We start from the raw sequence: 19,771 nt of genomic DNA, 5'->3' as shown, positions 1-19,771 counted from the left end.
AATGCGCTGGTATTTAAAACAAGATCCAGATGAAAATATAGTTGCTCATTTACAAGAAGTTTTAGGTGTTAATGCCATTATTGCTAGGTTATTGGCACAGAGAGGTATTACTAACTATGAGGATGCTAAGAAGTTTTTTAGACCCTCTCTTTCAGATTTGCACGATCCCTTTCTGATGGCAGATATGGCTAAGGCTGTTCACCGTATCACGATAGCTAAAGATAATCGCGAGTCGGTATTAGTTTTTGGTGATTATGATGTCGACGGTACTACTTCAGTAGCATTGATGTCTTCTTATTTACATGAACTTGGTATTCATGCACATTCTTATATCCCTGATCGTTATAACGAGGGTTATGGCATTTCATTTCAAGGAATAGACTATGCTATAAAGAATGATATTACCCTTATTGTCGCACTAGATTGTGGCATTAAGTCTATAGAACATGTTGAGTATGCTAAGCGCCATGGCGTAGATTTTATTATCTGTGACCATCATTTACCTGGAGATGTTATACCTGATGCGATAGCTGTATTAGATCCTAAGCGACTTGACTGTTTATATCCATATAAAGAATTATGTGGTTGTGGTGTTGGTTTTAAATTAATCCAAGCATTGAGTATTTCTTATGGACAACCATTTGAAACTATACAACCCTATCTAGATCTTGTAGCTGCAGCTATTGCCGCAGATGTGGTTCCTATTACAGGAGAGAATAGGATATTAGCACACTATGGATTACAAGTGATTAATAGCAGTCCTAGACCTGGTTTAAAGGCACTAATGAAATTATATGACTTAGCTACTTATACGATGAATGACATCGTCTTTAAACTTGCACCAAAGATTAATGCTGCTGGACGCCTCGAACACGGTAATTTTACAGTAGAATTACTCACTGTGAAAACGGATGAAGAGGGCGATATAGCTGTACAAAAAATCATTAGTATAAATGAGGAACGCAAGTCTTTAGATCAAGGAATTACTGAGGCAGCATTAAAACAAATAGTAGATAATAAATTAATAAATGCTAAGAGTACGGTAGTTTATAGCTCTTCTTGGCATAAAGGAGTAATAGGCATAGTGGCATCCCGTCTTATAGATACATATTATAGACCCACTATTGTTTTTACAGATAGTGGAGAATATCTTGCTGCATCTGCGCGATCGGTTAAAAACTTCGATATATATCAAGCGCTAGAAGCATGTTCAGAGCACCTTATACAGTTCGGAGGACATATGTATGCAGCTGGGCTTACCATAAAGAAAGAGAACTTAGAAGCATTTAGACAAAAGTTTGAAGAAGTAGTCTCTAATACTATTAGGGAGTCAGATTTGATCCCTGAGATAGAGATAGATAGTAAGCTGAATTTTACAGATATTACGGATCAGTTTCTTCGTATACTAAAACAATTTGAACCTTTCGGAGCAGGTAATCCTAATCCAAGTTTTTTAACCTCTAAGGTTTTTGATACTGGGTATGCTAAATTAGCTGGTGCAAAAGGAGAGCATCTAAAGATGAGTTTTAAACAGAGAGGAGCGCTTGGATTTAAGTTTAGTGCAATAGCATTTAACCTAGGATCACATTATGATAATGTGAAAGAGAAAGAGTTATTTGATATCATCTATGCTATAGAAGAAAACAACTGGAGGAATAAAACTACTATTCAATTGCAAATAAAAGACATGCAAATGTCTAAATAATTGAATAAAGTGTTATTTTTATCAAGTATAAAAACTATTTATCAATCCAAATAATAACATTATGAAAATCGCAGTAGTAGGCGCTACCGGAATGGTAGGAGAAATCATGCTAAAAGTATTAGCGGAAAGAAATTTTCCTGTAACAGAATTAATCCCTGTGGCTTCTGAGAAGTCTGTAGGTAAGGAAGTAGATTTTAAGGGTAAGAAGTACACGATAAAGTCTATGGAAGAAGCTGTTATGATGAAGCCGGATATTGCTTTGTTTTCAGCAGGAGGGAGTATTTCCTTAGAATGTGCACCAAAGTTTGCGGCAGTAGGAACAACAGTGATTGACAATTCATCTGCATGGAGAATGGACGCTACGAAGAAGTTGATTGTCCCTGAGATTAATGCAGACTCTTTAACTAAAGAAGATAAGATTATAGCTAATCCTAACTGCTCTACTATACAGTTGGTAATGGCTCTTTCTCCTTTGCATAAAAAATATGGTATTAAGAGAGTAGTAGTTTCTACTTATCAGTCTATCACAGGTACAGGTGTAAAAGCTGTACAACAGTTAGAAAATGAGTATAAAGAGGTGAAAGGGGATATGGCATATAATTATCCTATTCATCGTAACGCTATTCCTCACTGTGATGTATTCGAGGATAACGGATATACTAAAGAGGAGATGAAGTTAGTTAAGGAGACGAAGAAGATTCTTAGAGATGACACTGTATTAGTAACAGCAACAGCTGTAAGAATACCTGTAGTGGGTGGACATAGTGAGGCTGTGAATATCGAATTTGCTAACGATTTTGATCTAGCTGAGGTACGTCGTATACTACATGATACTCCTGGAGTAGTAGTACAAGACAATAATGATACGAATACTTACCCTATGCCATTATATGCACAAGGTAAAGATGATGTGTTCGTTGGACGTATTAGAAGAGATGAAAGTCAAAAGAATACACTTAATATGTGGATCGTAGCAGATAACTTACGCAAAGGAGCTGCAACAAATACAGTACAAATTGCGGAGTATTTAATAGCAAATAAATTAGTGTAATAGTACTAATCAAAGTATATAATAGAAGCATTAGGCATATGTCTAATGCTTTTTTTTATATTTTTTACTAATGCTATTTTAAAATATTGTACTTTTATATTAGTTGTATAGGTGTTTTTAACATAGTTGTTGACAATATGTGTATAAGTGGATGCCTCTTGATTATAATAAAAACTTTTATTTACAACATATTGTTTAAATTTGATGTGTAATTCTCAAAACACGATTTTATGAGTAAAATACTACTAGTGGATGACCACCCTCTTATCGTAGAGGGATATGTATTAGCGCTTTCAAAAGAAAAACTGGGATTGGGAAATGTTGAATTTGATAAATCATTTGACTGTTCTAGTGCCAAGGTTATTATAGATGATGCAGTATCTAAGAATGAACCATATGAATTAGCTATTGTTGATTTTTCATTGCCGAATAAGGATAACTCACCACTTAATGATGGTGGAGATATTGTTGCCTATATACAGAAAGCGATGCCTGAATGTCGGACTATTATATTAACTGGCCACACAGAAGTTATTACTATCTATAATATCGTGAAGAACATTCGACCTGATGGTTTAGTAAGTAAGCATGAGATTACACCTGATAATTTAGTGGAGATAGTGAAGAGTGTTTTTAATGGTGCGCGTTATCAAAGTGATATAGTAAAGCACTGTTTAAGTGAGATTGTTAGGAAAGAGGTTATGTATGATGATTATAATAGAGAGATTTTAGTACTTCTGTCTAAAGGTTATAAACTACAGGAACTAGAAAATCACATTCCTTTATCTAATCCTGCCATAAAGAAAAGATTAGCGAAGATGAAGCATGTATTTGAGGTTTCAGATACTGCTAATCTAATTCAACTTGTATTAAAAGAAGGATTTGTTTAATATAAAAAGCACTGTTACTAAAACAGTGCTTTTTTTTTGCATTAAAATCTATAGTCATCTAGAATATTAGAGTAATTGTAGTGAGACTGTCTAATATTTTTCACTTATCTATATTCTTTCTAATTATGATAATTGTCATGTTTTAACTTGTTGATGGTTAGTACTTTTAACCTTGAAAAAAAAGTATTAGTAGTATGAAAATAGAACAGATATATACAGGATGTATAGCACATGCGGCTTATTATGTAGAGAGTAATGGTGAGGTAGCAATATTTGATCCGCTGAGAGATGTAGATCCTTATCTAGAAAGAGCTAAAAGTGACCATGCTGTAGTAAAGTATGTTTTTGAGACACACTTCCATGCTGACTTTGTGAGTGGTCATCTTGATTTAATGCAAAAGACAGGAGCGAAGATTGTCTTTGGACCTACAGCTACACCTGGATATGATGCTGTTATAGCAGAGGATAATCAGATTTTTAAGTTGGGTGATATTCAGATTAAAGTATTACATACTCCCGGGCACACTATGGAGAGTAGTACCTATCTGATTATAGATGAGAATGGTAAAGAACACGCTATAATTAGTGGAGATACTCTATTTATCGGTGATGTAGGACGTCCTGATTTAGTACAGTTAGTTAATTCGGCTGTAACGGAAGAGATTCTAGCTAGACGTTTATACCAATCGCTTCGTTCTAAGGTAATGGTGTTACCTGACGATGTGATTGTTTATCCTAATCATGGTGCAGGTTCAGCTTGTGGGAAGAATATGAGTAAGGAAACAATGGATACTTTAGGTAACCAAAAGAAGACAAACTATGCATTGCGTGCTGATATGACAGAAGATGAGTTTGTAATTGAGTTATTGACAGGGCTAGCGACTCCTCCTCAGTATTTTCCTAAGAATGTATTGATGAACATTACAGGATATGAGCACTTAGATACTATTTTAGAGCGCGGTAATAAACCTTTGTCTGTAAGTGAAGTAAAAGAGTTAGCGAAAAGAGAAGATGTGATTGTTTTAGACACACGTAATCCTCAACTATTCTCAGAGGGATTTGTTCCTGGAAGTTTAAATATAGGATTAAATGGACAGTTTGCTGTATGGGTAGGAGAGTTGATTAAGGATATTAAAGCTCCTATTGTGCTAATCACAGAGGAAGGCAAAGAGGAAGAGAGTATGATTCGCCTATCTAGAGTGGGATATGATAATACTATTGGGTATTTAAATGGAGGTTTTGAGGCTTGGAAATCTTCAGGAGAAGAAGTACAAACTATCAAACGTATTACACCTGCTGAGATGGATAAGTTGTATTCTGAAGGTAAAGGGATATTATTAGATGTACGCAAGATCAACGAGTTTAAATCAGAACATCTAGAGGATTCGAAAAGTTTGCCACTTAATGTATTAGAAGATAAAATAAATACATTGTCTAAAGAAGCTAAATACATCATCTACTGTGCTGGAGGGTATAGAAGTATGATGGCTGCATCTATATTTTATAAATATGGATTTACTAATCTAGTAGATGTAATAGGAGGATATAATGCTATCAGTAAAGAGAGTTCATTAGACCATACTGATTTCGTTTGTCCTACATCTATGTTATAACTTTTTCGGTTCTAGTTTCTTTATTTAGTTTTTTGGTTAGTTATACTGTTGTAAAACAGGAGTTCGTGTATTTCTCTAAAATGCACTCACGAAACTAGAATTGAAAAGTTTTTTAAAAAAAGAAGGGTTACTTGTGTGAAAACAGAGTAGGTATTAATAGCTTTGTTAAACACAATAGAGGTAATATGGCAAAAATAGTAGGATTAGTAGGTGTCGGTCTTATCGGGGGATCTATTGTATTAGATTTGAAAGAGAAAGGCTTCGCTACTAAAGTATTGGTATCAGATTTGTCTGAGCGCAATGCACAGAAGGCATTAGAGCTGCGTATCGCAGATGAGATAACGGACTTAGATGTATTAATAGAAAGATCAGATATAATAATTATAGCGACTCCTGTGAACGCAAGTGTAAAGCTAGTGTCGTATGTATTAGATAGAGTAAGAGAGGGGCAGTATGTGATGGATGTAGGATCTACTAAGTCACTTTTGGATAAAGAAGTAGATGGTCATCCTCGTAGAGATCAGTTTGTGGCAACGCATCCGATGGCAGGTACTGAGTTTAGTGGCCCTGAGGCAGCTTTTAAAGGTTTATTTAAAGACAGGGTAGCCATTATATGTAATCCTGAAAAATCTAATCCTAAAGCATTAAATGCAATATCTGAGTTGTATTATCATTTAGAGACACGTATGATATTAATGGATTCTAATTCACATGATGAACATGTAGGCTACGTATCACATTTATCACATGCCATATCATATGCTTTAGCGGTAGCCGTATTAGATAAAGAGAAAGATGACACAGCTATCTTTAACTTGGCAGCTGGGGGATTTGCTTCTACAGTGAGGCTAGCGAAGAGCTCGGTAGATATGTGGTTGCCAATTTTTGAACAGAATGCAGAGCATATTTTACCTATTTTAGATACCTATTTAGATAAGTTGACAGAATTTAAAACGTATTTGGAGCAGGGAGATACAAAGAATCTTGCAGGTTTTATTACGGAGGCAAATCGCATAAAAGACAAGTTGAAAAAATAAGAACAGAAATGTAAGACTGAACAATGTTTTGACTACATTGTTTGTTTAAAACATATATAAGTTATGATAACACATATAGTAATGTGGAGGCTGAAAGATGAAAATAAAGAAGCCAACAAATTAGAGATGAAAAGACTTTTAGAAGGTCTTAAAGGAAAAGTAGAGGCATTAGAGTCTATCTCTGTATCGTTTAACGATGCTCAAGCAGATCCTAAAAACTTTGAGGTAATCTTACATACAACATTTAAAGATTTCGATCAGTTAGATGCCTATGCTAAGCACCCAGAACATTTAAAAGTAGTTGATTTTATTAAATCAGTAGTAACAGAGCGCGTAGCGATCGATTATTAATCTGATGAATACGATAAGATAGTTTTTAGTTATCAATTTTAGTTTAAAAGCAGTTTGTAGTAGTAAGCAAGCTGCTTTTTTTTTGTATCCTTTGTTTTATTATTAAACCCAGAATACGCGATAGACCTATTAACGAGAGTAAATTATACAAAACAGCTCTGAATTTATGAAAAAAGCATACTATAGTATGGTTTTAGAAGAAATGAAAGAGATGTAAAGTAGAATTTATTCGTAGTATAGGGCGAGTGCGGAATCTGGGTTAAAATCAAATTAAGTGTAGGGATTCTGTCGATTCGATTATTGTATCTTTTTTAGTTCTTGATAATTAATAATTTATGCTTATTTTTATGTTAATTAGAACGAGATAATCTCTCTAAGTATTAATTAAAAGCTGTAATTATGAAGAAAATTGCATTGTCATTATTGTGTATGATATTGCCTGTATTAACTATTACAGCACAGACTAAGATTGATTTTACTGATATCGAAATTGTCAATCTTGGGGATGGACAGCGTTATATTAAGGAACTAAAATCTAGTAATCCGCTCAATGGGAAGAAACGCATTATTAATGGGGTGACAGATCAGTATATCGATGTAGAGCTTAAAGATGGATTCTTAAATGGAAAGTGGGAGTACTATGATAAGAGCAAGCTTAAAGAGGCTTTAAACTTTAAGAATGGTTATATGGATGGTAAGCAACAGGCTTACTTTGTGGCGACAGGTAAACCTGAATATGAAGGTAATACTAAGATGGGAAAGAAACATGGTGAGTGGATCTACTTTAGCAGTAATGGGAACAAGCGCGAGATGGAAGTCTATGCAGACGATAGTATGACTAAACGCGTAACCTACTATACAAGTGGTCAAGTAGAACAGGAACGCAACTTTAAACAAGGCAAAGAAGATGGTGTATCTAAAGCTTTTACAAATGAAGGAAAGATGAAGTATGAGAAGACTTTCGTCAATGGAAAGCAGATTGGTAAGGAACGCTCTCTAATCTCGTCTAATAATGGAGATTACTTTATCACCTGTAGTTATAATGACAAAGGAAATAAAGATGGGGACTATACTGAAGAATGGGCTGACTCTAAGAAACCAAAAGTAAAAGGGAAGTATGTAAACGGTCAAAAAGATGGCAAGTGGACTCAATGGACTTCTAGAGGTGAAGTGAGAAAAGAAGAGACGTTTAAGAACGGTGCTGTAGTGAATTAAAGAGTATATATTATGTGTATGGTATGAATTGAATATATTTGGTAAAGTAGGTATAGATACACGGTCATAAAATGCAAAAAGCTCTTAGATATCCTCTAAGAGCTTTTGTTATTTTTAGTCTTCCATTTCTCCACAGATAGGAGTTTCGAAGGTAGTTTTAAAGTCTGTAATGTCTTTTTGCTTAAGCATAAACATTAGTTTAGTAATAGCAGCTTCTGTAGTAATATCTTTACCTGAGATCATACCTATTTCCTTAAGTTCTGTACTTGTTTCATATTTACCCATATGTACACTTCCACTAGAGCATTGAGTAACGTTAATTACTTTTAGTCCATTCTTAATAGCATCAGCTAGTGTATTAAGGAACCAAGGCTCTGTCGGTGCATTCCCTGCTCCATAAGTTTCAAGTACGATACCCTCTAGGTCCTTAATATTAAGGATAGCTTCTAGTACATTCTTCTGAATACCAGGGAACATCTTTAAGATCATCACATTAGTAGACATCTCTTTGTGTACAGTGAAAGGCAATTGTGTTTTGCTATAGTTTAGCAAATGTTTGTTTATACGCAAGTTCACTCCTGACTCTGCTAAATGAGCGATGTTAGGAGAGGTAAACGCATTAAATAACTCAGCACTTACTTTAGAAGTACGATTACCTCTATATAGTTTGTACTCAAAGTATAGACATACCTCTTGTATTACAGGTATATTGTTTTCTTGTACAGCTGCTACTTGAATAGCAGTGATTAGATTCTCCTTTGCATCTGTACGCAAGTCACCGATAGGTAACTGTGAACCTGTTAAGATAACAGGCTTACGCAAGTTTTGAAGCATAAAGCTTAATGCTGAAGCAGAATAAGACATCGTATCCGAACCGTGTAATATCACGAACCCATCAAACTTATCATAATTCTCCTCTATCACTGTCGCCATCTGTCCCCATAACTCCGGTCTCATATCAGAAGAGTCTATAGGAGTCTCGAAAGAGTATGTCTCTATCGAGCAGTCTAGCATATGTAATTCGGGTATGCGTTCTACTAATTGATCAAAGTTAAAAGCGCGCAAAGCACCCGTTTTGAAGTCTTTAACCATACCGATGGTACCACCAGTATAGATTAAAAGAATAGTAGGTTTATTGTTCATCGTTTTGTTTTAATTTGTTGACAACAGGGTTAGCGTACATAGCTAGGAAACCATCTACTACTATCTTATTCTCTTTATCTACACGTAGTTCAAGGCGTCTTTCGAATAATTGCCTCTCCTTTTCTGTGTATTTATCTGCGAATTTATTTGTGCCATACACTATATCATACGCAATATAATTCGTAGGCCATAAGTGGTAGTTAGCAATGATAGATTTGTCTATCTCCGTAGCTACAGCCTGCATTTGCTTGTTTGTTTTATCTACTGTTTCCTTGATGTAATCAAGTTCAGTATCAAGTATTTTACCTACCGTGATGTGTATTCCTCTTTTTTGACCAATAATACCACTGTATAGATTGATAAAGTCTTCGTTTTTATCTTTTATATACACTTCGTCATTAGCTTTTGCTAATAATTGAGGCATTTTAAGGGCATCAGTAGGATCATACTCATAAGAGATAGATACAGGTACGATCTTCACTTTCTTAAAGTAATCCATAAGATTAGGCTCATCAGAAGCCATTCCGATCATCTTAAGAACTCCTTGGTGAGTTGCATCATTTCCATCTTTAGTACGGCCTTCTCTCTGTGCTATCCACACAGATCTGTTCTCCTCAAATAAAAGATGTTGTATATATTCAGACATTAGTTTAGAACTTTCTAATAGTTCTCTAGGTGGTAATCCACGTTTAACTAAGAAGTTTCTATTTACTTTAGCTAGTGCTAGTAAAAAAGATTTTTGTACTAGGTTATCCCCTATAGCAGAGGCTGTCATAACTAATTTATTATCTTTAAGAGCAACGTTCAGAAGAGAAGTATCCATTAGGATATCTCGATGGTTAGATACATATAGATAAGCTGTGTCTTTATCTAATTTGTCAAATCCAGAAGTGGTTAGGCCATTTGAGCTTCTCTCTAATATTTTTTGAATAGAATAGTAAGCAAAGTCATCTTGAAATTGCTGAATTGAGTTAACTTCCTTTAGAGAAGTCATCCATTCTTCTTCTGTTTTGTTAGGAAAAGTATAAGCCATTAACGCTTTTATCATAGGGTGTTTTGAAATCTGGTGTAAGACTTCGTTTACCTCGTGATCGTGGTAGTGGCGTATAGAATCAAACTTAGACATTAGTGTAATGTGTTATTATGAACAAGTTAATGTTGTTTCTTATGTTATATTCCAAATACAGCTATTGAATTGGCTGTAGTTTGTCTTGCTATTTCTTCCAAAGGAAGTCCGTAAATATCGGCTAATTTTTCTGCAATATTCACTATATATGTACTTTCGTTTCTTTTACCTCTAAAAGGAACAGGTGCAAGGTACGGAGAATCAGTCTCTAATACGATATGCTCTAATGCTATTTTGTTTAAAAATTGGTCTATTTTGCCATTTTTAAAAGTAGCAACTCCTCCAATACCTAGCATTAGGTTATATGAAATCGCTTTTAAAGCTTGTTCTTCAGTACCTGTAAAGCAGTGAAAAACACCTCTTAAGTCATCTCCTTTTTCTCTTTCAAGAACTTCGAATACTTCATCAAATGCATCTCTACAGTGGATGTTAATGGGAAGTTTATATTTTTTAGCTAATTGTATTTGATACTGAAAAGCTTCTTGTTGTATTGCCAATGTACTTTTATCCCAGTATAGGTCTATTCCTATTTCTCCTACGGCATAGTACTTTCTGCGCGCAAGTTCTGCTTCTATAAATGCAAGCTCTTGCTTATAGTTCTCCGGTTTTACATCTGTAGGATGTAGGCCCATCATTAGAAATATATTGTCTGGAAATTCCTGCTCTAATTCGAACATTGCTTTTGCATAAGTCGAATCAATAGCTGGTATAAAAAAACGTGTAACCCCACTAGATATTGCCCGATTTATTGTTTCTTTACGATCGTCTGCAAAAGCATCAGAATATAAGTGTGTATGTGTATCAGTAAAAATCATTTGAATAGTGTGTTTTTCTAAATTGCTAGATTATTGGTGCAAAAGTACCTTTTAAAAAGAATTTAAACTACATTTGATTGATGGAAAACAAGGAAGAAGTATTAAAAAAGGGAAGATATAAGAAAATAAGGTTCAAAGTTTCTAAAACAAATCACCTTTTTGTCAGTGCAAAGATAAATGGAGTGTTTGGAGATTTCATTATTGATACTGGAGCATCTAATAGCTGTATTGACTTTAGCTTTGTTGACCATTTTAAGATTGTCCCAGAGCATTCACCTACTAAAGCATCAGGTGCAGGGGCGAATGGGATGCACACTCAAGTAGCCTATCACAACGAATTACAGATGAGTCGCTGGTATAACAAGTCATTTAACTTAGTGATACTAGATCTTACTCATGTCAATGTAGCCTTAGTAGAATATAAGGTCAAGACTGTACACGGTATTATAGGCTCTGATGTGTTACTTAATGGAAATGCCATTATAGATTATAAAGAGCAAATCCTTTATCTACAATAAATAATTATCGCTTAGATTTACTCCACTCTCCTGCTACCAATTCAAGTTCTTTATACCAATCTTCTCCGTACTTGCGGATTAATGGGGCTTTAAGGAATTTATATACAGGGACACTTAGCTCTTGACCTAACGTACATGCATCACTGCAGATGTGCCATTTATGATAGTTTACTGCTTCGAATGAAGAGAATTGTTTAATTCGGATAGGGTATAAGTGACAAGAGATTGGTTTTTTCCAATCAATTAATCCTTCATTATATGCTTTCTCAATACCACATAGTGCCATTTCGTTTTCATAAATAACATAAGCACATTCTCCCCCTTCTATAAGTGGTGTCTCGTATTCTTCATCATCACCATATACAGAAGTACCTTGTTCTTCGATAGCAGCAATACCTTCTGGGCGTAAGAATGGTTTTACCTTATCGTATACAGATCTAAGTATTTCTACTTCACCGTCTTCCACAGGAGCACCCGCATCTCCATCAATGCAGCATTCTCCTTTACAAGCTGAAAGGTTACACACGAATTCTTTCTCAAGAACATCCTCTGATACTATTGTTTTTCCTATTTGAAACATCTGAATATTATAATAATTGAGTGCAAAATTACGAATCTTTAATCAAATAATTTCTTTTGCTTTTAGTTTAACCTTTTAGAGCGTCTATTTAGTTTCAATATAAAACACTTGAAGCTAGTTAGTTGTTTGCTTAACGGCTATAATTGTTAATTATAGATTTGTTTATAGTGTTAATGTTTTTGTTCTAAATAAGGATGTTTGTCTATTTATATGATTAGAGTTGCATTAAAAAGACTGTGTTCTTTATAATAATTGTTTAAAAGGGCTATTTAATGATTAAGACTGTCGCTGTTAAAATAATTAGTATGTATGTTAAAGGATTGTCCTAGTGGTGGTTTTTTTGTACTTTCGGGAGGTAAAATCAAATTCTTTATCATTAGAAATGAAAATCTTTAGTTACGTAATTATTGTATTTGCTGTAGCATTAGTAGTGTTAAACGCCACTAAGCTAGACTTTAATAATCTTTTTCAAGGGGATAGTCTTATAGCATTAATTGGTATTGTAGCAGTGCTTTGTGCTGTATGTATTATATTGATCTACCGTACGTCAAAAATGATAAACGATAAGACAAAATAAATCAGATGGAAATATTTGATGTTCTTATTATCGGAGGTGGAGTATCAGGGGTATCGTGTGCGCAAGTGCTTGGTAGTGCTGTAAAAAAGCCTTTTGTAGCTGATAAGAAAGTGGGGATAATTATGCATCAGAAAACTTCTATGTTACAAGATGCAATCTTCTATAATGCTTATGGTGTTAAACAAGGAACTTTAGGAAGTGATCTATTATCTCAGTCTATTGAGGATTTGAACTACTATAAGCACTTGATTCAGATCTTTGGAGAGAAAGTAACCTCTGTCCGTAGAGTAAATGAGGTGTATGAAGTACGCACAAATAAAGATATATGCTATACTAAACTAATTGTAGTGGCTGTTAATTCTAGTCCAACCTTTGATATAGAGGGGTTACTAGAGTATGTAGAGCCTCATAAAAAATCATTAGCTAGTAAAAATAGAATACAACTTAAGAATAATGACCATCTAGTAGTAGACGGAATCTATGTTGTGGGAACATTAGCAGGACACAGAAGTCAGTTAGCTATAGCTGCAGGTAGTGGAGCCGCAGTTGCTACAGATATTCTTACGTTATGGAATGATGGTGTAGAGACACATAGTCACGATAGTATACGAGTGAAGTAGTTAGCTTCATTTTATCAAAATAATAAGGGTGCTTAAGTTTTAACTTAAGCACCCTTATTATTTTGTTTATAGTAGTTATTATTAGTATACTAATCCTACGTTATCTACCCATAGACGGCTATCAGTATTACCGATATATGCTCCTCCATTACTAGACGAGAATTGGACAATTAAATGTGTTACTTCATCATCTGCTGTTCCCCATCCTTCTTCTTGGATAGGAACCATCTTACCTTTGCTGTTTCTTGTATAGTAAGCGTTACTTCCACTTCTTAGCGCCATATATGAAGCATAATAACTTTGTTTAGATATATCACCATAGTTTACTGTAAGGCGGTGTTTATTTTGCCAAGTCTTAATAGATTTGTCCATAAGCTCCCAACCTGTACCTATGCGTTTAGCGTGTATATTACCATCTTTATCTTCCCATCTTTTTTGAAGTAAGATTTGCACTTCTGCTTTATCCGTTCTATTAGCATCAGTACCACTTCCCATTCCATTTACTTTCTTAGATTGACCTCCAGTAGTAACTTTGTAATCAAACTGTAGTGCTTTAGGCTTTTTAGTAAAGGCGATACCTGTTACTAATTTACTTTGAGGATTCTTAGTATCTGTAATAGGCTCTAACATCTCTCCTAAAAAGATAGTACCACTAGCAAGTACATTGATGTTGATAACACCTAATACTTTTACTTTTTCAATACGTGTTTCTAGACGAGCAGCATATCCGTTGTCTCTTTTTTCAGGAAATACAGTTACACTACCTTTCGTGATGCCACTTACTGTTGCTAATACAGACGAGGTAGCCCATGGTGACTTTTTATTCTTATAAGGAGTATTGTCTTTTAGTGTATCCTTTGTTTCTGTTATCTCGTATAAATATTGTGTTTTACCACCAATTACAAAAGATTCTTTAATCTCACGTACCATCCAATGGTCCATATTACCTAAGCGAATGGATTCTATTTTCTCACTTTGGGCTACTGCTGCGAAAGGCAAGGCGAACATTAGCATAGCAAGTATGTTAAGTTTTGATTTTGTTGTCATATTGTTGTTTTGTTAGTCTTTAATGTTGTTTTGTTAGTCTTTAATGTTGTTCTTTTTGAGCATTTCGAAGTCTTCTTTTTTCAAGTTCATCTTTGTATACGGCACAGCTATATCATGATCATTAAGATACATACGTGCTTCTACATTAAATACTCTATTGACTAAAGATAGGTCTTTTTCTAGATAAGCCGTGCGAATATGTGCTGCGTTAATCATAGTATGAAATACTGCATTCGTAGAGATAGGCTTGTCTTTATTTGCGTAAACAGCTTTCATTCTCTTCTCATTACTAGCTATATATTGATTCGAAAACCACATTATGAATGGTACTCTAAGCTGATAATATGTAGGGCTAGGAGACGAGTGTAAGAATCTATTTCTATCGTCGTCAAACAAGTCTTCACCGTGATCAGAGGTATATAACATAGCTACATCAGCATTAGTCTGCTCTAATGCTTTAATCGTCTGTGATAAGAAGTAATCTGTATATAGAATAGTATTGTCATAGGCATTAATCAGTTGTTGTTTTTCTGATTTTCTTACTCCGCCCACATTGTCTGGAGTAAACTGTCTAAACTTCTCTGGATAACGCTCCATATAATTGAAATGCGAACCATAACTATGTAGTAGAATGAATAAATCACCCGTATTATTAGTTATTTCTTGTTGCATTAATGTTACAAGCTCTTCATCATAGTGATTTTCAGTCATAAGTGTTTTACTGTCTGTAGATCGTATTGTCTTGTAGATATCAGCTTCTTTAGTAAAGAATTCGATGAATGAAGAGTTCTCTGCTTGATTAGAAAGACAGATGGTTTTAAATCCGGCTTCCTTAAAGGCCTCTATAATTCCTTTTTTGCGATAGATAGAGTTGTAATTCTCAGCTTCTGCATCAGATAGTATCATCGATACACTCTTATGAGTTGTATTAGATTGAGTCAGAGCATCTTTAAAAACAACAAGGTTTTCTTGTTGCTTTAGATTTGGATTAGTCTCTCTATCATAACCATATAAAGACCAATTATCAGCTCTACTTGTCTCTCCGATGACAAGTACGTAGATTTGTCTTTCCTTACTAGGGATGCTATCTCTATAAGCTTTAAAAGAGAAGTCCTTAGAGGTCTGCGGATAGCGCTGTATTTTATCCCATTTATTAACAGCAAAACCTAAGTTATGCAAGGCATTTACAGGATAAACATCTTGATTAAAAGCAAAGGTATTTGTGTTTTTATTAGTACTGTAAAAAGACAGTACTAATGATGCTATTAATAGCAGTACAGCAGGTAAAACAGTCAATCTTCTAAAGCTCCAATCTAAGTAGTTTTTCTTTTTCCATTGACGTATAGCTAACACGATAGGAGGTATGTATAGAAAGCATACTAGTGCAATCGATGGCAGTAAACTACCAAGTAATTCATTGATTTCAGATGTATTGGTTGTTGCAACATTTAAGAACATATCTGCGGCAATAATATCTTCTCCGAACAGGTAGAATAATACAATCTGAAAGGCGTGTAAGAACATCAGAGGAAAGCATAGAAGTAACCAAGCCCCTGAGTTTTTAAAGGCAGAAAAAATAGTCATAAATAGCCCTAATGGGAAGAGTATTATTACTATTCGCCCAAGTAGATCTACTGGCTGTGTAAAGGCAAAATAAAAGCTAGGTGCCATATTCACTAGAATATAGAACCAAAATAATGCTATAGGATTATTAATTATTCTGCCGAATAATCCCTTAGTTTGGATATTGTCTGCCATAGTTCTAATTAAAACGATTCATATATATTAAAGTAGAATCCACTTTGTCCCTTACCGAATCCGTAGTCAAGGCGTACGTTCACTCTGTTTTTAAATTCCCATCTATAACCGATACCATAAGTAGGAAGTGTATGTGTCCAATCAAATTCTTTCATATTCTTAAACACATTACCTGCTCCACCCCATACAGCTACACCGTGGCGATTATAGATCTTTTGTCTTAGCTCTACTTGAGTATTAATCTGTTTTCTATCTCTATATTGTCCCATGAAGTATCCTCTCATTTGTCTAGCTCCTCCTATTTTAGAAAGCATTGTCCACGGAACATCTCCATTATTGAACTCACCATTAAGATCAAATGCAATAAGACCATCTTTCCATACTTCTTTATAAGCACGAGTAGTAAACTTAATGTTGCCAAAGTGCTTATTACTTCCCAGTGATTTAGGAAAGAAAGTCTGCTCATATAAAATAAAGATTCCTTTGCTCGGGTTGGGAATAAAATCTCTAGTATCATACTGAGCAATAAATCCCCCTCCAATAGCCGTATTCTTAGAATCAGTATCTGGTCTTACATTAATATCTTGAAAGTTTCTACTTTGTATATTCTGAGCAGAGAATACTAATCCTACATAGGTGTTAGGTAATATTTTTCTAAGTATATCAAATTTTAAGCCTAAATGGTATTCATCATATTTAGTATACTCACCTAAATCACCTGCATCATAGCCAATACCGAAGTATTTGCTAGGCATATACTTAAATGCCATGTCATAGTGAAACCTATAATCATCATTGGGAAATATAGTGGTATTCTCTACTCCAATAGCAAAAAAGCCACTAGTAGTAAAGTTAGTATAAATAGCTACATCAGATGGGGGTAAACTTAAATCTTCTTTATCTAATCGATATAGCCCTGATGCTACGATACCTAGTCCTAGTTTAGTATCAACGGAGTAACTAGGTCCTCCTATAAAAGATAAGTCAAACTTGCTTTGTGATTTGTCTTTTTTAGCTTCTTCAAAGTAAGAGATAACACGATCAAAGAATTTTTTATTCGTAGCGGTACTATCCCGGAGCTCTTCATTAGGAATATCACTTGTACGTTCTTGTGCAAGTGTTATGGTGCTCGTCATTAGTGAGATAACGCTTATTGTTGTTAGTAAGTATTTGTAAGTCATATATTGTTATAAGGGGGCAAATTTACGCAATTTACAGGTTCTAGAATCTTGAAAATTCCTAAATAAAAATGACATTAAGCGTTTATTAACTAAGTTTTAGAAAGTTTAAACTTTATTTAAGCTTTAACTATTGCTAACAACTAGAAGTTGTGCGTAAACTATTAGTAAAGAAAGTATTAATATAAAACTTATAACAATATATTGAAGTGAAGATATCTTGATATTGTGAAATTTCATTGCTTTCAGATATAGTATAACAGGAATAACAAGTGCTAAGATTACACCTGCTATAGCAGCATATCCTAATGCTAGAATGAATCCCTCTGGATAGAACAAAGCGAACATTAATGGCGGTACAAATGTGCAGACAGTGGCCAAAGGTTTTATAATGCTTTTTTTCTTGTCTTTAAATAAGTCTCTATAGTAATCAAATAAACCTATACTCACACCTAAAAATGATGTTCCTAATGCTGTAGCAGCAAAGAAACTAAACAGGGTTTCTATAGATGTAGAATGTGATAGTTCTCTAATGCTTAATAGCAATCCTTTTACTTCAGAGTGTTCATTTAAGATTTGCATAAATACAGTCTGGTCTAAACTACCCAATATAACTATTTGCCAAACTAAATAAATAGCTAGTGGTAATAAACTACCTAGTATAAATGCTTTCTTAAGCATCTTTTTATTTCCATCTAGATAATCTACTATACTTGGGATACTACCATGAAAACCAAATGAGGTAAATATAGCAGGGATGGACATAATCACTATTCCTAGTGATAAGGGCATATGAAGTAGATTAGCCCATTTGATTAACGGGGTCATTAAGATTACTAATAAAACTAAGAAGACTACCTTAGCACCAAACAAGATGCGTGTGAACCAATCAACCCATTTAGTTCCAATAATAACCACTGTACTAAAAACCAAAGAGAATACTAATACAGCTAATCGATCATCTACATTAGTATTAAATAAGAGGTCAATATTGGTTTTAAGAATAGTTCCTCCTCCAGACATATAAGCAGCAGTTAGCCCATAGATTAGAAACATAAGACTTAGTCCAGCTATCCTATTAACTAGTAATCCAGCATATTTTTTAGTCAATGTGTCAAACCCATCTTTAGAACTATTAAAGTCATAAATACGAACCATTAGTAACGCCGTATAACACATCGCAAACCAAATAACAAATAACAAAAGAGTTGCTCCTAAGAAACCTACACCTGCTGAGGTAATAGGCATAGCTAGCATTCCTCCTCCTATAGAAGAACCCGCGATAATTAATATACTTCCTAATAGTCTGCTATTCATTTTTCTGTTTTTAGAAAAACAAAGGTAACGAAAACCAACTTGATTATTAATGGTGTGTTTAGGGGTGGAATGTTTAAATACTTCCGCCTTGGCTTTTAATGTTTGTGATAATCGAATTTATTTGCCCCCTTAATTGTCCTGTCAACATATGCTGTGATTATTTAACTAATCTAGTATGTTCTTGTCAATCCAATCTAGTATGTCAGAATGGTTCTCTGCATCAAATTTTCGAGCATTTAGAAAATCTTGTTTTGACATTTCTAGAAGTAAATCAGAGTCTTCTAAAGTAAAAGTAACAGGTAGAGGCACTCCCTTTCTAAACCAATCAACATAAGTAATTGTCGGTTTGATTTTAATTGAAGAATCCTGTTCCATTATCTTCATAAGTAATGTTTGAAAGAAATATTCATCAACACAAAATGAATGTTTAAAAAACGGGTGCAAATTATTATAATCTTGATGATAATAATCAATGATCTTTTTTAGCGTTTTATAACTTAATGACCACCAATTAGACCCTTTGTAAAACTCTATAGAATTATTTAATTTCTTCTCATTAAAAAAATACTTTAAGTACTTAAACTTAAAACATCCTTTTAGTAATGATTTGTAAATACCTGTAAAATTATGTTTTTTAAAAATGACATAATCTCCACGTTTGTCACTTCTATTTATTTTGTAACCTTTAAAATTTAAGTAAGGTCTTGGAAATGATTCTTGCGCTAATAATATTTCAATAAATTCTACTGATACGTTTTCTTTGTAAAATTCAGAAACTTCAATACTCTTCTTTAAAGGATAATCTTGACCACTCTTTAGCTCGATTCGGTCTTCAGGTTGAACATCAAAATGTTCTAATTCATAAATAAGATTTAAGGTTGCTTGAACTTGAGAAAAATCTCCCCAAATACAATTAATGCGATTGTCAATGAAATGAACATTAGGGTACTGGCAACACTTTTTAAATAGTTCAATATTGCTTTTGGCATCTATATGAATTAAAAAAACAGTCTGTTTTTCATTCATTATGTTTATCATACGATTTAACTGTTGAGGATTAGTATGTGCCTGAACTAAGTAAAATATTCTCATTTATTTATGATTGTTTTAGATTTAACAAATATAATTATTCTTATGGTTGTATAATTCTAAAAAGTATAATAATGAACAAAAAATAAGGTAGTGATTAGTTGTTAGTGAGGTTTTTGTTACGGTTATTGGAAATGCTGT

General features: G+C 34.0%; 19 protein-coding genes. 10 read left to right on the top strand and 9 right to left on the bottom strand.

The window, feature by feature from the left end:
* Position 1: 1 nt before the first annotated feature.
* From recJ to CF599_RS02605, 7 genes are all read left to right on the top strand, one after another.
* On the top strand, positions 2-1,705 hold the full coding sequence (gene recJ, locus CF599_RS02635) for a single-stranded-DNA-specific exonuclease RecJ (RefSeq protein WP_121964491.1): 1,704 nt from the start codon (positions 2-4) through the stop codon (positions 1,703-1,705).
* 61 nt (positions 1,706-1,766) lie between these two features.
* On the top strand, positions 1,767-2,756 hold the full coding sequence (locus tag CF599_RS02630) for an aspartate-semialdehyde dehydrogenase (RefSeq protein ID WP_121964490.1): 990 nt from the start codon (positions 1,767-1,769) through the stop codon (positions 2,754-2,756).
* A gap of 230 nt (positions 2,757-2,986) precedes the next feature.
* Positions 2,987-3,646, top strand: a complete 660-nt coding sequence (locus tag CF599_RS02625; RefSeq protein WP_121964489.1) for a response regulator — start codon at positions 2,987-2,989, stop codon at positions 3,644-3,646.
* Between the two features lie 194 nt (positions 3,647-3,840).
* Positions 3,841-5,259: a rhodanese-like domain-containing protein gene (locus tag CF599_RS02620; protein WP_121964488.1), complete on the top strand. Its 1,419-nt coding sequence runs from the start codon at positions 3,841-3,843 to the stop codon at positions 5,257-5,259.
* Positions 5,260-5,444: 185 nt separating this feature from the next.
* Positions 5,445-6,296, top strand: a complete 852-nt coding sequence (locus tag CF599_RS02615; RefSeq protein ID WP_121964487.1) for a prephenate dehydrogenase — start codon at positions 5,445-5,447, stop codon at positions 6,294-6,296.
* A 63-nt stretch (positions 6,297-6,359) separates the two neighbouring features.
* Positions 6,360-6,647, top strand: a complete 288-nt coding sequence (locus CF599_RS02610) for a Dabb family protein (protein WP_121964486.1) — start codon at positions 6,360-6,362, stop codon at positions 6,645-6,647.
* Between the two features lie 399 nt (positions 6,648-7,046).
* Complete coding sequence (locus tag CF599_RS02605) at positions 7,047-7,862, top strand: toxin-antitoxin system YwqK family antitoxin (RefSeq protein WP_121964485.1); 816 nt, start codon at positions 7,047-7,049, stop codon at positions 7,860-7,862.
* Between the two features lie 114 nt (positions 7,863-7,976).
* Here the strand turns inward: CF599_RS02605 and CF599_RS02600 are convergent, their stop codons facing one another.
* From CF599_RS02600 to CF599_RS02590, 3 genes are read right to left on the bottom strand one after another with little or no spacing between them, the layout of a single operon-like run.
* Positions 7,977-9,005, bottom strand: coding sequence for an asparaginase (locus CF599_RS02600; RefSeq protein ID WP_121964484.1), 1,029 nt, complete (start codon positions 9,003-9,005; stop codon positions 7,977-7,979).
* Complete coding sequence (locus CF599_RS02595; protein WP_121964483.1) at positions 8,995-10,131, bottom strand: 1-acyl-sn-glycerol-3-phosphate acyltransferase; 1,137 nt, start codon at positions 10,129-10,131, stop codon at positions 8,995-8,997. The genes CF599_RS02600 and CF599_RS02595 overlap by 11 nt, the downstream gene beginning before the upstream one ends.
* 44 nt (positions 10,132-10,175) lie before the next feature.
* Positions 10,176-10,946: a TatD family hydrolase gene (locus tag CF599_RS02590; RefSeq protein WP_121964482.1), complete on the bottom strand. Its 771-nt coding sequence runs from the start codon at positions 10,944-10,946 to the stop codon at positions 10,176-10,178.
* A gap of 80 nt (positions 10,947-11,026) precedes the next feature.
* On the opposite strand from CF599_RS02590, the gene CF599_RS02585 reads away from it, so the two are divergent.
* Positions 11,027-11,464, top strand: coding sequence for a retropepsin-like aspartic protease (locus tag CF599_RS02585; protein ID WP_121964481.1), 438 nt, complete (start codon positions 11,027-11,029; stop codon positions 11,462-11,464).
* Positions 11,465-11,468: 4 nt separating this feature from the next.
* Here CF599_RS02585 and CF599_RS02580 read toward each other — a convergent pair whose 3' ends face one another.
* Positions 11,469-12,044 carry a DUF3109 family protein gene (locus CF599_RS02580; protein WP_121964480.1) on the bottom strand — a complete coding sequence of 192 codons (576 nt, stop codon included), beginning with the start codon at positions 12,042-12,044 and terminating at the stop codon, positions 11,469-11,471.
* A 382-nt stretch (positions 12,045-12,426) separates the two neighbouring features.
* Here CF599_RS02580 and CF599_RS02575 point away from each other — a divergent pair, with 382 nt between their 5' ends.
* Complete coding sequence (locus CF599_RS02575; protein ID WP_121964479.1) at positions 12,427-12,621, top strand: hypothetical protein; 195 nt, start codon at positions 12,427-12,429, stop codon at positions 12,619-12,621.
* A 5-nt stretch (positions 12,622-12,626) separates the two neighbouring features.
* Complete coding sequence (locus CF599_RS02570) at positions 12,627-13,241, top strand: FAD-dependent oxidoreductase (RefSeq protein ID WP_121964478.1); 615 nt, start codon at positions 12,627-12,629, stop codon at positions 13,239-13,241.
* Between the two features lie 81 nt (positions 13,242-13,322).
* On the opposite strand, the gene CF599_RS02565 is transcribed toward CF599_RS02570, so the two are convergent.
* From CF599_RS02565 to CF599_RS02545, 5 genes are all read right to left on the bottom strand, one after another.
* Complete coding sequence (locus CF599_RS02565) at positions 13,323-14,288, bottom strand: PCMD domain-containing protein (RefSeq protein ID WP_121964477.1); 966 nt, start codon at positions 14,286-14,288, stop codon at positions 13,323-13,325.
* Positions 14,289-14,321: 33 nt separating this feature from the next.
* Positions 14,322-16,046, bottom strand: coding sequence for a phosphoethanolamine transferase (locus tag CF599_RS02560; RefSeq protein ID WP_121964476.1), 1,725 nt, complete (start codon positions 16,044-16,046; stop codon positions 14,322-14,324).
* An 8-nt stretch (positions 16,047-16,054) separates the two neighbouring features.
* Positions 16,055-17,227: a BamA/TamA family outer membrane protein gene (locus tag CF599_RS02555; RefSeq protein WP_121964475.1), complete on the bottom strand. Its 1,173-nt coding sequence runs from the start codon at positions 17,225-17,227 to the stop codon at positions 16,055-16,057.
* 123 nt (positions 17,228-17,350) lie between these two features.
* The gene (locus tag CF599_RS02550) at positions 17,351-18,541 is read right to left on the bottom strand and encodes an aromatic amino acid transporter (protein ID WP_121964474.1); all 1,191 of its coding nucleotides are present in this window, start codon (positions 18,539-18,541) and stop codon (positions 17,351-17,353) included.
* 165 nt (positions 18,542-18,706) lie between these two features.
* Positions 18,707-19,633 carry a beta-1,6-N-acetylglucosaminyltransferase gene (locus CF599_RS02545; RefSeq protein WP_121964473.1) on the bottom strand — a complete coding sequence of 309 codons (927 nt, stop codon included), beginning with the start codon at positions 19,631-19,633 and terminating at the stop codon, positions 18,707-18,709.
* Between the last annotated feature and the right edge of the window lie 138 nt (positions 19,634-19,771).

Origin of the sequence: Myroides sp. N17-2, from assembly GCF_002286775.1 — a bacterium.
In the GTDB taxonomy this organism is placed as follows: domain Bacteria; phylum Bacteroidota; class Bacteroidia; order Flavobacteriales; family Flavobacteriaceae; genus Flavobacterium.
This window is presented reverse-complemented; position numbering and strand designations above follow the sequence as displayed.

Coding starts and splice junctions, on each gene's coding strand:
- recJ (WP_121964491.1), top strand. CDS start 2: ATGCGCTGGTATTTAAAACAAGATCCAGATGAAAATATAGTTGCTCAT.
- CF599_RS02630 (WP_121964490.1), top strand. CDS start 1,767: ATGAAAATCGCAGTAGTAGGCGCTACCGGAATGGTAGGAGAAATCATG.
- CF599_RS02625 (WP_121964489.1), top strand. CDS start 2,987: ATGAGTAAAATACTACTAGTGGATGACCACCCTCTTATCGTAGAGGGA.
- CF599_RS02620 (WP_121964488.1), top strand. CDS start 3,841: ATGAAAATAGAACAGATATATACAGGATGTATAGCACATGCGGCTTAT.
- CF599_RS02615 (WP_121964487.1), top strand. CDS start 5,445: ATGGCAAAAATAGTAGGATTAGTAGGTGTCGGTCTTATCGGGGGATCT.
- CF599_RS02610 (WP_121964486.1), top strand. CDS start 6,360: ATGATAACACATATAGTAATGTGGAGGCTGAAAGATGAAAATAAAGAA.
- CF599_RS02605 (WP_121964485.1), top strand. CDS start 7,047: ATGAAGAAAATTGCATTGTCATTATTGTGTATGATATTGCCTGTATTA.
- CF599_RS02600 (WP_121964484.1), bottom strand. CDS start 9,005: ATGAACAATAAACCTACTATTCTTTTAATCTATACTGGTGGTACCATC.
- CF599_RS02595 (WP_121964483.1), bottom strand. CDS start 10,131: ATGTCTAAGTTTGATTCTATACGCCACTACCACGATCACGAGGTAAAC.
- CF599_RS02590 (WP_121964482.1), bottom strand. CDS start 10,946: ATGATTTTTACTGATACACATACACACTTATATTCTGATGCTTTTGCA.
- CF599_RS02585 (WP_121964481.1), top strand. CDS start 11,027: ATGGAAAACAAGGAAGAAGTATTAAAAAAGGGAAGATATAAGAAAATA.
- CF599_RS02580 (WP_121964480.1), bottom strand. CDS start 12,044: ATGTTTCAAATAGGAAAAACAATAGTATCAGAGGATGTTCTTGAGAAA.
- CF599_RS02575 (WP_121964479.1), top strand. CDS start 12,427: ATGAAAATCTTTAGTTACGTAATTATTGTATTTGCTGTAGCATTAGTA.
- CF599_RS02570 (WP_121964478.1), top strand. CDS start 12,627: ATGGAAATATTTGATGTTCTTATTATCGGAGGTGGAGTATCAGGGGTA.
- CF599_RS02565 (WP_121964477.1), bottom strand. CDS start 14,288: ATGACAACAAAATCAAAACTTAACATACTTGCTATGCTAATGTTCGCC.
- CF599_RS02560 (WP_121964476.1), bottom strand. CDS start 16,046: ATGGCAGACAATATCCAAACTAAGGGATTATTCGGCAGAATAATTAAT.
- CF599_RS02555 (WP_121964475.1), bottom strand. CDS start 17,227: ATGACTTACAAATACTTACTAACAACAATAAGCGTTATCTCACTAATG.
- CF599_RS02550 (WP_121964474.1), bottom strand. CDS start 18,541: ATGAATAGCAGACTATTAGGAAGTATATTAATTATCGCGGGTTCTTCT.
- CF599_RS02545 (WP_121964473.1), bottom strand. CDS start 19,633: ATGAGAATATTTTACTTAGTTCAGGCACATACTAATCCTCAACAGTTA.